The organism is Corynebacterium sp. MSK218 (assembly GCF_030232655.1).
Classification (GTDB): Bacteria; Actinomycetota; Actinomycetes; order Mycobacteriales; family Mycobacteriaceae; genus Corynebacterium.
The window spans coordinates 68,797-81,282 of the sequence record NZ_JASPGN010000005.1 but is presented as its reverse complement, the minus strand read 5'-3'; the positions used below and the strand labels follow the sequence as shown (position 1 = coordinate 81,282).

Sequence of the window (12,486 nt, the reverse complement as noted above, 5' to 3'; positions counted from 1 at the left end):
TGTGCGGAGGCATACATGACTGAAAAGCAGGACAAGGCTGCATGGCGGCCGAGCGGCGTGCGCGGTATGTCCGCACGTCTAGCAAGGTCGTTGACCGGTGGCCGGGTCAAGATCAATCCGGCACTGGACCCGTTGATGTCGATTCACCGGGAGTTTCACCCGAAGGCGGATGCTGAGCTTCTCAACAATGCCTATCGGACGGCCGAGCGCTTGCATGAGGGCGTATTCCGCAAATCTGGAGAGCCCTACATTACCCACCCGTTGGCCGTGGCAACGATTGCTGCGGAGATCGGCATGGATACCACTACGGTGGCCGCGGCGTTGCTCCATGATACCGTGGAGGACACCGACTACTCCTTGGAGGACCTCACCCGAGATTTTGGTCCGGAGGTCGCCCGGCTTGTCGACGGTGTCACGAAGCTCGACAAGGTTGCCCTCGGTGCCGCTGCGGAGGCCGAGACGATTCGCAAGATGATCGTCGCGATGGCCACGGACCCGCGTGTACTCGTCATCAAGGTGTGCGATCGTCTCCACAACATGCGCACGATGCGTTTCCTTCCGCCGGAAAAGCAGGCGAAGAAGGCGCGCCAAACCCTTGATGTTATTGCGCCTTTGGCTCATCGCCTGGGCATGGCGAGCGTGAAGTGGGAGCTGGAGGATTTGGCTTTCGCGATCCTGTATCCCAAGAAGTACGACGAGATTGTCCGCATGGTGGCGGACCGCGCCCCCTCGCGCGACCGCGCGCTCAAAGAGATCACGGCTCAGGTAGGCCAAGCCCTCAAAGACAACGGCATTGAAGCCGAAGTCATGGGCCGCCCGAAGCACTACTGGTCGATTTACCAGAAGATGATCGTGCGCGGCCGCGACTTTGCTGAGATCTTCGACCTCGTGGGTATCCGCATCTTGGTCGATGATATCAATTCCTGCTATGCCGCCATCGGTGTTGTGCACTCGCTCTACCAGGCGCTTCCGGGACGCTTCAAGGACTACATCTCCTCACCGCGTTTTGGCGTGTACCAGTCTTTGCACACCACGGTGATTGCAGCAGGTGGATCCACACTGGAAGTCCAGGTGCGCACGCACGAGATGCACTACAACGCCGAATTCGGTGTGGCGGCGCACTGGCGTTACAAGGAAACCAAGGGAAAGAACTCCGGCCACCAAGAAGAAGTGGACCAGATGGCGTGGATGCGCCAGTTACTCGACTGGCAGAAGGAAGCCGCCGACCCCAACGAGTTCCTCGATTCGCTGCGCTATGACCTAACCACCAAGCAGATTTTCGCCTTTACCCCCAAGGGGGACGTGGTGAATCTTCCGGCCGGTTCCACTCCGGTTGACTTCGCTTACGCGGTGCACACGGAGGTGGGGCACAGGTGTATTGGCGCTAAGGTCAATGGCAAACTGGTTGCCCTTGAATCCGAGCTTAAATCTGGTGACAAGGTAGAGATCTTTACCTCCAAGGACCCGAACGCGGGCCCATCGCGCGACTGGCAGGATTTCCTCGTCTCACCTCGTGCGAAAACGAAGGTCCGGCAGTGGTTTGCCAAAGAGCGTCGAGAAGAGCACCTTGAGGCTGGCCGCGACGCGCTCGCCGCCGAGGTCCAGCGTGGGGGCCTGCCCATGCACCGCCTGTTTACTGCTAGCTCTATGAAGCAGGTAGCTGAGCAGTTGCATTACCCAGACGTCGATGCGCTCTACACCGCGATTGGTGCGGGACATGTCTCTGCGCAACACGTGGCCAATCAGCTCATGGCGCTCTTCGGCGACCAGGACGATGCCGTTGATGCCTTGGCTTCCCGCACCCCGCTCAGCGAGATTGAGAACTCCCGTGCACAGCACACCAAGGACTCCGCCACGGGTACGGGCATCCTCGTGGAAGGCAGCCCCGATGTCATGGCGAAGCTAGCTAAGTGCTGCCAGCCTGTCCCGGGTGATGCCATCTTCGGCTTTGTTACCCGCGGCGGGGGAGTCTCCGTCCACCGCGCCGATTGCACCAACGCCGAGAAGCTCAAGTCCGAGCCGGAACGCATGATGACGGTGGAGTGGGCCGGCGGACCTAAATCCTCAGGTGCTTTCTCCGCCACTCTTCAGCTCGAGGCCCTCGACCGTCAAGGCTTGCTGTTTGAACTCACCCGCATCTTTAGTGAGCAGAGCCTTAACGTGTTGTCCATGACCTCAAACCGGGGCGACGACCATATCGCCACCGTTCGCTTTACCTTCTCCGTTTCTGATACCAAGCAGCTCGGCCAGCTCATGACCACGCTGCGCAATACCGAAGGCGTCTTTGACGTTTACCGCGTAACCGCATAGGTCTCTACCCCCGTCAGGGGGTCGAGCTTAAACCCTTGCTGTCCCCTGGGTAACGCGTGGATGAATGTTGGGTGAAGGGGCTGGTGGAGGCGTCGTGAAGCACTGCGTCATTGTGACCGATGCGTTATAAACACGAGAGTAAGATTCCTCTCATACCCAGGAGACTCCCGTGAATTTCCGTCGCTTTGGTCAGCTACTGGCCGCCACCACCGTTACCGCCGTTGCCGTCTCTGGCGCGCCTGCGTTCGCCGCTGAGGCCGACCAGGTGACCATTTCCGTCACCAACTTCACTGACTTCCACGGCCACCTCGAGCTGGCTGAGAAGTTTGACAAGGACACTAAGGAATTGAGCGGTTACACCGAGATGGGCGCTGCCCGCATGGCTGCCCTCATCAAGTACGTCAACAAAGACCAGGAGTACGCTCTGACGTCCTCCGGTGACAACGTGGGCGGCTCCGCTTTCGTATCGGCTATTTCTGGGGATAAGTACACCAACGAGGCCCTCAACACCATGAACCTCGATGTCACTGCCGTGGGTAACCACGAGTTTGACAAGGGCACTGAGGACCTGATGGACCGCATCGTCAAGGAGTCTGACTTCCCGATCATCGGTGCGAACGTGACCAAAGACGGCAAGCCTCTCCTCGAGCCTTCCTTCGTGAAGGAAGTCGATGGCGTGAAGATCGGCTTCGTCGGCACCGTCACTGAGAACACCAAGTTCAAGGTATCCGCCGCCGCCATTCCGGGCATTGAGTTCACCGACCCAGTTAAGGCTACGAATGAGGAAGCCACCCGTCTGAAGGAATCCGGCGAGGCCGACGTTGTTGTCGCACTCATGCACGAGGACGCACAGCAATTTGCAGAGGGCTTCAACAAGGACGTCGACCTGCTTTTCGGCGGCGACACCCACGTGAAGACCCAGGGCGAGGTCGCCCGTGAGGGCGCACTGCCGCTGTACTGGGCACAGGGCTACGAGTACGGCAAGGTGCTTAACGACGCCGACATCACCTTCGACAAGGCTGAGAAGAAGATCACCAAGGTCGATCTCACCCAGTACGACGTTGCGGATGCAGAGACTTTTGAGCTTCTCCAGGGGCTGGAGGATGATGCAGAGGTTGCCTCCGTTGTCGCCGAGGCCAAGAAGGTAGCTGACGAAGAGGGCTCCAAGACCGCTGGCACCACTGAAAAGGCAATGTACCGCGGTTCTAACGATGGTGAAGATACTGGTACCAACCGCGGCGTGGAGTCCACCCTCAACAACTTCATTGCTGATGGTCAGCGCTACGCTATGTCGAAGCAGACCAACAAGGAAATCGACCTTGGCGTCATGAATGCCGGTGGTGTTCGCGCTGACCTCAAGGAAGGCGACGTCACCTACAAGGACATCTTCGCTGTCCAGCCTTTCGGCAACTCCGTCATCACGGCTGAGGTTAGCGGTGAAGACTTCATCAAGGCACTGGAGAATCAGTGGAAGCCGGGTCAGTCCCGCCCGCGCCTGGCTTTGGGCCTGTCCAGCAATGTTTCCGTGGTTTATGACCAGAAGGCTGAGCAGGGCAAGCGCGTCAAGTCTGTCACTATCGACGGCGAGCCTATCGACCCGAAGAAGAACTACAGCGTTGCTCTGTCTTCCTTCCTTGCTTCGAGCGATACTGAGGAAGGCGGTGACGGCTTCTTCGTGCCGGGTTCCATCAAGAACCGTAACGACGTCGGTTACATGGATACCCAGGCCATGATTGACTACATCGCTTCTGGCGAGTCGAAGGTACGCACCAGCCAGGGTCAGATTGGCGCTCACATCGAGGGAGACCTGAAGCCGGGCAACGAGATTACCGTGGAGCTGTCCTCTCTGAACTACTCCAACGCTGAGGAGCCGCAGGCAAAGAAGGCTACCGTCAAGCTTGGTGACGCTACCGTTGAGGCTGATATCGATAACGCTGCGCAGGACGGTGACGCTGGTTTCGGCGAGCGCGGTCGCGCAACCGTCAAGCTCACCATCCCGGAGGGTCTTGAGGGCGAGCAGAAGCTGACCATCACCACTGATGCCGGCACTGAGGCTGTTCTTCCGGTTACCCTGGAAGGCAAGGCTGAGGACAAGCCGTCTGAGACCCCGGCGCCGACGACTGAGCCGACTGTTGACCCGAAGCCGTCCAAGGAAGCTAGCTCCAAGTTCGATGGTTCTTCCTTCGGCCTGGGCCTTGGCTTGGGTATCACCGCCTCTGTTGCAGCCGCAATCGCAACCGCTCTGGCTACCGTCGGATTTGCTGCTAACGCTCTTCCGGCCCCAATTAAGCAGATGATTGAGCAGCTGCGCAAGCAGTTCAACATCTAAGACAGAATCTTTAGTAAAGCCCACACTTCGGTGTGGGCTTTTTCAATGGGCGATTGACAGGAAAAGGTAAGGTAGAGCGTCGTGGAGACCTTGAGGCTTTTTGGACGCGAAGCGATGTATCAGCTGGGTATCGAACCTCACCGCATTCCAGTGGTGATGTTCGCGACCCTCGGCATTTACCTAGCCTTCATGATTCTGGTCAAGCTCTTTGGCAGCCGTGTGCTCACGTCCATGACGGCGTCGGATGCGGTCATCATTATTATGTTCGGCGCGGTCGCTGGCCGCGTAATTATCGGCAACCCACCGACGCTCGCGGCCGGCATCATTGGCCTTTTTACCCTCATGCTTCTCGAGGCGGCTTTCGGTACCTTCCGACAGTTTGTTAAGTGGTCGAAGTTTATTGACCGTCGCCCTGTTCTGCTGGTTTATAAGGGGGAGCTGCAGGAAGACAATATGGTTTTCGCCCACATCACGGAGCGAGACGTTAATTCGGCGGTGCGCAAAGCCGGTCTTGGCCGCCGCAACGACGTGCAGCTGATGATCCTGGAACCCACAGGACACATTTCAGTCATTCGACGAGGCCAGCTCGTCGACGCCTCTGTATTCAAAGACGTACTCGGTTCCGAGCGCATCGAAGAAGTCGAAGAGGACGGCTCCAACAATTAGGGCAGCTTCCGACAACACGGACGCACCCGTCAACCTTCCTCTGGTTGGCGGGTTTCGTCGTCTCTGCATTTGCCTGGTTAGGTGCAGGATCGCCGGTGTGCCCGCTGACCGTGGTGTGGTCGGCGGGTTTAGGCGCGGGCGCGTGCGTGCAGGCGGTTAGCCTGCACCCGGCGGATCGGGTGATTGGCTTGTTCCTGGCGGTGGGTCGGGTGGTTGCCCTGTTGTTTGTCGTGCTGCTTTCTCAGAAGCGAGTCTTGCTATCGCTTCTTGGTATTCGGGCATGGCGGTAATTGGCACACCCCAGGGCGGGATGTAGCTCACCCCAGTATTCAACCGGAACATGTAACCACGCCCAGTGGGGCGTTTAGGGTCATCGTCGTTAATGCCGTTGTGGTAGGCGCATAGGAAGGTGAGGTTCTTGAGGTTGGTAAAACCTCCTGCTTGCCAGGGGATGAGGTGGTGGACTTCGCAGTAATCAGCTGGTTGGTTGCAGCCGGGCCTAGAGCAGGTTTGGAATTCAGCTGCCAGGCTGATGCGTTGCTTCCAGCTGGCATGCCGCTGAATCCTATAAGAGTTAACCGGGCCTACAAGGGGGTGGATGATGGTGGCGTAGCCAATCTCAGCAAACTTATAGGCCAAAAAGTCTGCCCCGCTCATGCGCCCGCCGTTGGTGAGGTTAAGTTCTATTTCCTCCCCATCACCGTTAATAATTTGGTCGAGCTCGTTGAGGGTGACAACGACTTGAGCATGTACGGCAGGTTTGGTGCCAATACCGCCGGTGACAATGACGGTGCGGGCAGCCTCAAGCAGGTTTGTTTTATTAACGGATTCTAGCGTTCCGCGGATATCAGCGATGACGGTCGGGGCGTCGGTGATGGTGATGGAGTTCGGCCCCTTAGAACGGTAGGTGAAGCGTACCCCGGGTTTAGCCACACGTTTGGCACGAAGCTCCTTCAAGCGCTTGGTGGCGACGTGGCGGATACGGTGGGCGGGGGTGCCGGCAAGCTTGATGCGTAGGTTCCAGGCATCGAGGTCCTTTTTGACTTTGGCGGTGTAGGACTCAATCAGGGTGAGAATGCTAAGGCTATGTTGTTGTGCCACCGCGGCAGCACGGGCTTTGCGTTGTTTGCCGGTGAAGCGGGTTTGCCCGAAGTAGGTGCGGTGAAGGTGGGCAAGTTCTGTGGCATCGGCTGGGTCGGCGCCGAGCGTGCGAAGCTCATCGGGTGAGCCTGTTGCTTGTTCCACTAGCGCGATCCCCGAGTTGCGGTAGTGGAAGTAGGTTTCTAATACCCCCATGGCCACGAAGCTTAAAACAGACCCACCAACCCCGCAACTCGAAAACGAAAAAATCCCCCGCGCGCAGCGGGGGATTAAAAGGCTTAAGGCCTTACTTGCCAGCCAGCTTGTCGCCGAGACGCATTGCATCATCCATGGCGCCAATGATGGAGGTGAGGACCTTGATCCACTCGCGGATCTCCTTCGGGCTTACGTTGCCCTCGTCGTCGGAGGAAAGAGCGAAGAAAGCTGCGGAGGAACCGTCCTGCTCAGCCGGAGCAGCGGTGGCAACAGCGGTGCCGGAGAAAGCGATGGTTGCAGCGGTAGCAGCAGCAACGATGGACTTACGGGAGAAGAACTTCATGATGGAGTGTCCTATCTTTATCGAGCGGGAGGAAGAAACTACTTGGCCTTCGGGCCGAAGTACTTGGTGTAGAAGGCGAAGACGGTGCCGAGGGCGCCGATGATGGCGGTGAAGACGGCGATCCAGTCGCGGATTTCCTTCGGCTCCATATCGGTGATGGAGGAACCTTCATCCTCGGAGGAAGAGGAGGACTCGTCCTTCTTCTTGTTGTTTGAATCGTTCTCGTTGGACTCGGACTCGTCCTTCTTCTTGTTGTTGGACTCGTTGGTCTCCTTGTCGGAGATGGTGATCGTGTCGTCCTCGGAGGTGGTGGTGTTCTCGGTAGCGGTGGAGTTGGTCTCCTTGGTGGTGGTCTCAGCGGAAGCAACGGACACGCCGGTCAGGGAAACGGTTGCTGCAGTTGCAGCGGCTACGAGTGCCTTACGGGAGAAGAACTTCATTCTCGTTCCTTTTATATCTCGGGAATTTCAAAGACCTCACAGATGCTACTGAGACTAGAGTTGATATGCAAGAGATTTGTCAAAAAGTTCTTCACTCTGTGAATCAACTGCCCGCATGATGTGAGCTGGGCTTTCCAATTGAGCTCGGAACAGCTTAGGTTAATGCGAGGTAAAGGAACAGCTCAAGGCTAAGAAATTCTCAGAAGAGAAATGATACTGGCTTTAACAAAGAAGAACCCCCGCTCACACTTGGGAGCGGGGGTTAACCACCGTATTGGGGGTAAACGCTAGCTTTCGATGGTGGCCTTGGTGATGCGAACCTCTTCAGCGGGTTCGCCATCCCCGGCGCCATCCTTGACACCCTTTTCAGCAATGGCGTCGATAGACTTCTGGCCCTTGTCGGTGAGGTTTCCGAAGTACGTGTAGGCCGGTGGCAGCTCAGAGTCCTTGTAATTGATGAAGAACTGGGAGCCGTTGGTATCTGGCCCAGCGTTAGCCATGGCGAGGGAGCCCTTCGGGTAAAGGACATTCTGGCTGAGAGCAGCGTCGTCAGCCTCATCAGTTGGGTACTCGTTGGCGAACTGGAAACCCGGACCGCCAGCACCCTGGCCGGTCGGGTCGCCACACTGCAGGACAAAGATTCCGCCATCGGTCATGCGGTGGCACACGGTGTCGTCGTAGTATTCAGCCGAAATCATGTCCGTAATAGCGTTGACCGTGCAGGGAGCCAGGGAACGATCGAGGGTCATCTCGATGTCGCCCTGCTTGGTAGCGAAGTTAACGGTTACTTCACCTTCGGCCGGAATGTCCTTGCCTTTAGGGGTGGCGACGTCACGGGCGGCGTCACCGGTCTCTGTGTATTCACAGGTCACGGTTTTGCCGAGGGGCTTTTCACGCTTGCCGCTTAGCGCCTCAGCGGTCAGGGCCTCAGACGTGGTTTCAGCTGCTGAGGTCTCCTGCGCTTGAATCTCTTCCTCATCACCTGAACGCGTGGCGAGGAACCAGATTCCGCCGACGAGAGCAATAATGACAACGGCTGCAGCAAATACAACGCCCAGCGGACGGGTCTTCTGCTTGCGGTCGCGGGACTTCAGCTCGCGATCGAGCTGGTTGAGCGCATCGTCCATGCGCTGACTGTTGGTAGGCACCTTTGTTTCCTCCACAGGGGTCTGATTTTTCGACTTACTCATCTTAACCGCACGAGGGTTCTTCATGGCGCGCCGCCCCGCCCGTCAGTACCCTTGGGTGACATGGCTACTGTTAATTTTAAGAACGAACCTACTCAGACCAATGGAGAGTTGCCGAAGGTCGGAGAGGCCCTCCCAGATTTCACCCTCGTTGGCACTGACCTGGAAGAGGTCTCCAAGGCCGACTTCGCTGGCAAACGCTTGGTGGTCTCGTGCTTCCCGTCCCTGGACACGGGTGTGTGCGCGGCGCAGCTGCGTACCTTCAACGAGAAGGCTGCCGGTTTGGACAACACCGTCGTCCTGTCGGTCTCTCGCGACCTGCCCTTCGCTCAGGAGCGTTTCTGCGCGGCAGAGGGAATCGAGAACGTGGTGAGCGCTTCGGATTTCCGTTCGGACTTTGCTGACAAGCTTGGTCTGGTTTTGGAAGGTTCCCCGCTCAAGGGCTTGTTTGCTCGCGCGGTCATCGTGACCGATGAGGACCACAACGTGGTCTACACCGAGCTCGTTCCGGAGGTCACCACCGAACCGGACTATGACGCCGCGCTGGCTGCTCTGAAGTAGATGACTACACCGGAGATCTTCGGCTTCGCCGCGGGCCCATACAAGACCAACACGTATGTTGTGTCTCATGAATCCCGGGCTTTCATCGTGGACCCCGGGATGCATACCCACGAGCGCCTCGTGCAGCTCGCAGGGGAGAAGGGACTGGAGTATGAGGCAGTCGTGCTTACCCATGGTCACATTGACCACACAAGGGATGCGGCAGAGTTCGACCTGCCGGTGTATATCCACCCGGATGACGCCTTCATGCTTGTCGACGGCTCCGGGGTATCCCCCCAGTCCCAAGTACTGTTCGATTGCGCCTCGATGAAGCAGGTCGCCGAGCGTCGCGACCTCATCGGCGGTGAGACACTGTCCTTGGCCGGCCTAGATTTCAACCTTGTCCATGCACCGGGACATTCGCCTGGCTGCGTCATGCTGGTGAGCGAAGAGGTTGCACTGACCGGTGATGTGCTCTTCAAGGGCTCGATTGGCCGCACGGACTTGCCGCATTCAGATCATGCCGCGATGCAGCGTTCGTTGCGCGGGCCGGTGTGGGAACTTGATGACTCTCTCGCGATTCTGCCCGGCCATGGTCCGACATCGACGATGCGTCGAGAGCGAGCGACCAATCCGTTTCTCATCGCAGCGGGGGATGTACTCTAAAGGGCGTGAGTGATAAGAAGCAGTTCAAAGCCCTGTCCGCGCCCAAGGGCGTGCCGGACTACGTCCCGCCGCAATCGGCCACGTTTGCCAAGGTGCGTGAGACTTTCGTGCATCAGGCACACCTGTCCGGCTTCCAGCACATCGAGCTCCCCGTCTTTGAGGACACGTCGTTGTTTGCCCGTGGCGTGGGCGAATCCACGGACGTGGTGTCCAAGGAGATGTACACCTTCGCCGACCGCGGAGACCGTTCCGTCACCCTGCGCCCAGAAGGTACGGCAGGTGTCATGCGCGCGGTCATTGAGCACAACCTGGACCGTGGCCAGCTGCCGGTGAAGCTCAATTACTTCGGTCCCTTCTTCCGCTATGAGCGTCCGCAGGCCGGCCGCTACCGCCAGCTGCAGCAGGTGGGCGTGGAGGCTATCGGTGTGGATGACCCCACCCTGGATGCGGAGACTATTGCGTTGGCGGATCGTTCCTACCGCAGCTTGGGGCTGAGCCAGTTCCGCTTGGAGCTGACTAGCCTGGGTGACCACGAATGCCGCCCAGCCTACCGCGAGAAGCTGCAGGATTTCCTGTTCAAGCTGGACTTGGATGAAGAAACCAAGGCGCGTGCGGAGCTCAATCCGCTGCGCGTGCTTGATGACAAGCGCCCGGAGGTTCAGGAGCAGCTTGTCGACGCCCCCCTGATGCTCGACCACCTCAATTCCGAGTGCCGCGAGCACTTCGAGACCGTCACGGGCTTACTCGATGACATGGGGGTTGCCTACACCATTAACCCGCGGATGGTGCGCGGCTTGGACTACTACACCAAGACCTGTTTTGAATTCGTCCACGACGGTCTAGGTGCGCAGTCTGGCATCGGCGGCGGTGGCCGTTACGACGGGCTCATGGCCCAGTTGGGCGGTCAGGAGCTGTCCGGCATTGGCTATGGCCTGGGCGTGGACCGCACGGTGCTCGCGCTTGAGGCAGAGGGTGTGTCCCTCGACGGTGTCGACGAGCGCGTCGCAGTCTTCGGCGTGGCCATGGGTGCGGCTGCTAAAAAGAAGATGGCAGTTATCATCAATGAACTGCGCAAGGCTGGCATCTCTGCGGACATGTCCTTCGGTGATCGCGGCCTCAAGGGTGCGATGAAGGGGGCGGACCGCGCCAATGCGCGCTTCGCCCTAGTCCTCGGTGATCAGGAGCTCGAGGCCGGCACCGTGGCCCTCAAGGACCTGGCCGCGCATGAGCAGCACGACGTCCCGGTGGGGGACGTCGTCAAGCAACTGCGCGAACTGGTTTAGCACTCCACCTGGGAGACGCTGAAGCCCATCGTCTTGGCCAGGCCACCGAGTGAGGTCTCCTTGTACTTGGAGAGCATATCGCGTCCGGTCTCGGCCATTGTTTGTACGGCGTTGTCGAGGGTGACGTAGTGCGTGCCCTCGCCCATGCGGGCTAGGCGTGCGGCGTTGATGGCCTTGACCGCGCCGATGGCGTTGCGCTCGATACAGGGAATCTGCACGAGGCCGCCGACTGGGTCGCAGGTTAAACCGAGGTTATGCTCGAGCGCGATTTCGGCGGCATTTTCCACCTGTGCGGGGGTCGCACCGAGGAGCTCGGCCATGCCGGCCGCAGCCATGGAGGAGGCGGAGCCGACCTCGCCTTGGCAGCCGACTTCTGCGCCGGAGATAGAGGCGTTGGACTTAATGATGATGCCGATAGCACCTGCGGTGAGCAGGTAGCGGCGGGCATCAGCACGGGTAAAGTCACATTGGAAGTCGCGGGCGTAGTGCAACACGGCGGGGATAATTCCGCATGCGCCGTTGGTGGGGGCGGTGATGACGCGGCCGCCGGCGGCGTTTTGCTCGTTGACAGCTAGTGCGTAGAGGTTAACCCATTCCATTGCGGAAAAACCGCAGGACTCATCGTCCTGTTTGGCCAAAAGTTGTTGATACATACCGGGCGCACGGCGGTTCACACGCAGGCCACCAGGCAAGATTCCCTTAGTGGAAATTCCCTCAGTCACGCATTCACGCATGATGTCCCAGACGAGGTCGAGGTGCTTGTAGACGTAATCCAGCCCGCCCTCATCACGGTGGAGAACAGCCTCGTTGGCAGCAACGATCTCCCAAATGGCCTTGTCATGGGCTTCGCACAGATGCAGCAGGTGCTCGCCGGATTGGAACTCATAAGGAACCGTATCCTCGGCGGTCGCCGCGGCGACGCCTGCGGGCACACCGGTGTCCGTCTTAAGCTCGGCATCGAATTCCGCGCGCGACAGGATAAAGCCACCGCCGACGGAGAAGTACTCCGCATTCTCGGCGAGAAGCGAGCCGTTCTCGTCCCACGCTGTAAAGATCAGGCAATTCGGGTGCTCTGGTACCGGCTCATTGTTGAATTCGATGCTGTACTTTACCTCACCTGCGGGGCCAGAGATGGTGCCTTCCGAGGGGATGAAGGCGTCGGCGCGGGGTTCGGCGTCGAGCGGTACGCTGAGTGGTTCCCACCCAGCCAAACCGAGGATGACGGCGCGGTCGGTGGCGTGGCCACGGCCGGTAGCGGATAGGGAACCGCGCAGCTCGGTGTGGACCTTTGCCGGGCGCTGGTCAAGCGTTTCGATAAAGGCTTTCGCGGCACGCATAGGGCCCACAGTGTGTGAGGAGGAGGGGCCGATTCCAATGGAGAAAATATCGGTCACGCTAATAGTCATTAAGACCTCCTTAGGTGGCA

Annotated in this window: 11 protein-coding genes; 6 read left to right on the top strand and 5 right to left on the bottom strand. The window is 58.8% G+C overall.

What is annotated here, in order from left to right:
- Positions 1-15 precede the first annotated feature (15 nt).
- The 3 genes from QP922_RS05400 (at position 16) to QP922_RS05390 (ending at position 5,305) form a co-directional block, all read left to right on the top strand.
- Positions 16-2,310 carry a RelA/SpoT family protein gene (locus QP922_RS05400; RefSeq protein WP_284808229.1) on the top strand — a complete coding sequence of 765 codons (2,295 nt, stop codon included), beginning with the start codon at positions 16-18 and terminating at the stop codon, positions 2,308-2,310.
- A 169-nt stretch (positions 2,311-2,479) separates the two neighbouring features.
- On the top strand, positions 2,480-4,639 hold the full coding sequence (locus QP922_RS05395; protein ID WP_284808228.1) for a bifunctional metallophosphatase/5'-nucleotidase: 2,160 nt from the start codon (positions 2,480-2,482) through the stop codon (positions 4,637-4,639).
- 114 nt (positions 4,640-4,753) lie between these two features.
- Positions 4,754-5,305, top strand: coding sequence for a DUF421 domain-containing protein (locus QP922_RS05390; RefSeq protein WP_070671996.1), 552 nt, complete (start codon positions 4,754-4,756; stop codon positions 5,303-5,305).
- 156 nt (positions 5,306-5,461) lie between these two features.
- On the opposite strand, the gene QP922_RS05385 is transcribed toward QP922_RS05390, so the two are convergent.
- The 4 genes from QP922_RS05385 to QP922_RS05370 form a co-directional block, all read right to left on the bottom strand.
- Positions 5,462-6,601: an HNH endonuclease signature motif containing protein gene (locus QP922_RS05385; protein WP_284808227.1), complete on the bottom strand. Its 1,140-nt coding sequence runs from the start codon at positions 6,599-6,601 to the stop codon at positions 5,462-5,464.
- A gap of 91 nt (positions 6,602-6,692) precedes the next feature.
- Entirely contained in the window at positions 6,693-6,944 is a 252-nt protein-coding gene (locus QP922_RS05380) for a hypothetical protein (RefSeq protein ID WP_039675689.1), read from the bottom strand.
- 38 nt (positions 6,945-6,982) lie between these two features.
- Positions 6,983-7,384 (bottom strand): hypothetical protein, encoded by a 402-nt coding sequence (locus QP922_RS05375; RefSeq protein WP_070669993.1) that lies wholly within the window; start codon positions 7,382-7,384, stop codon positions 6,983-6,985.
- A 287-nt stretch (positions 7,385-7,671) separates the two neighbouring features.
- Positions 7,672-8,532 carry a peptidylprolyl isomerase gene (locus QP922_RS05370; protein ID WP_284808226.1) on the bottom strand — a complete coding sequence of 287 codons (861 nt, stop codon included), beginning with the start codon at positions 8,530-8,532 and terminating at the stop codon, positions 7,672-7,674.
- Between the two features lie 102 nt (positions 8,533-8,634).
- Here QP922_RS05370 and tpx point away from each other — a divergent pair, with 102 nt between their 5' ends.
- The 3 genes from tpx to hisS are packed head-to-tail and all read left to right on the top strand — an operon-like array spanning position 8,635 to position 11,060.
- Entirely contained in the window at positions 8,635-9,132 is a 498-nt protein-coding gene (tpx, locus tag QP922_RS05365) for a thiol peroxidase (protein WP_284808225.1), read from the top strand.
- On the top strand, positions 9,133-9,777 hold the full coding sequence (locus QP922_RS05360; RefSeq protein ID WP_284808224.1) for an MBL fold metallo-hydrolase: 645 nt from the start codon (positions 9,133-9,135) through the stop codon (positions 9,775-9,777). It abuts the gene before it with no gap.
- A gap of 5 nt (positions 9,778-9,782) precedes the next feature.
- Positions 9,783-11,060 (top strand): histidine--tRNA ligase, encoded by a 1,278-nt coding sequence (gene hisS, locus QP922_RS05355; protein WP_284808223.1) that lies wholly within the window; start codon positions 9,783-9,785, stop codon positions 11,058-11,060.
- Here the strand turns inward: hisS and QP922_RS05350 are convergent.
- Complete coding sequence (locus tag QP922_RS05350; protein WP_284808222.1) at positions 11,057-12,466, bottom strand: L-serine ammonia-lyase; 1,410 nt, start codon at positions 12,464-12,466, stop codon at positions 11,057-11,059. The genes hisS and QP922_RS05350 overlap by 4 nt on opposite strands.
- Positions 12,467-12,486: the final 20 nt, after the last annotated feature.

Coding starts and splice junctions, on each gene's coding strand:
- QP922_RS05400 (WP_284808229.1), top strand. CDS start 16: ATGACTGAAAAGCAGGACAAGGCTGCATGGCGGCCGAGCGGCGTGCGC.
- QP922_RS05390 (WP_070671996.1), top strand. CDS start 4,754: ATGTATCAGCTGGGTATCGAACCTCACCGCATTCCAGTGGTGATGTTC.
- QP922_RS05385 (WP_284808227.1), bottom strand. CDS start 6,601: ATGGGGGTATTAGAAACCTACTTCCACTACCGCAACTCGGGGATCGCG.
- QP922_RS05380 (WP_039675689.1), bottom strand. CDS start 6,944: ATGAAGTTCTTCTCCCGTAAGTCCATCGTTGCTGCTGCTACCGCTGCA.
- QP922_RS05375 (WP_070669993.1), bottom strand. CDS start 7,384: ATGAAGTTCTTCTCCCGTAAGGCACTCGTAGCCGCTGCAACTGCAGCA.
- tpx (WP_284808225.1), top strand. CDS start 8,635: ATGGCTACTGTTAATTTTAAGAACGAACCTACTCAGACCAATGGAGAG.
- QP922_RS05360 (WP_284808224.1), top strand. CDS start 9,133: ATGACTACACCGGAGATCTTCGGCTTCGCCGCGGGCCCATACAAGACC.
- QP922_RS05350 (WP_284808222.1), bottom strand. CDS start 12,466: ATGACTATTAGCGTGACCGATATTTTCTCCATTGGAATCGGCCCCTCC.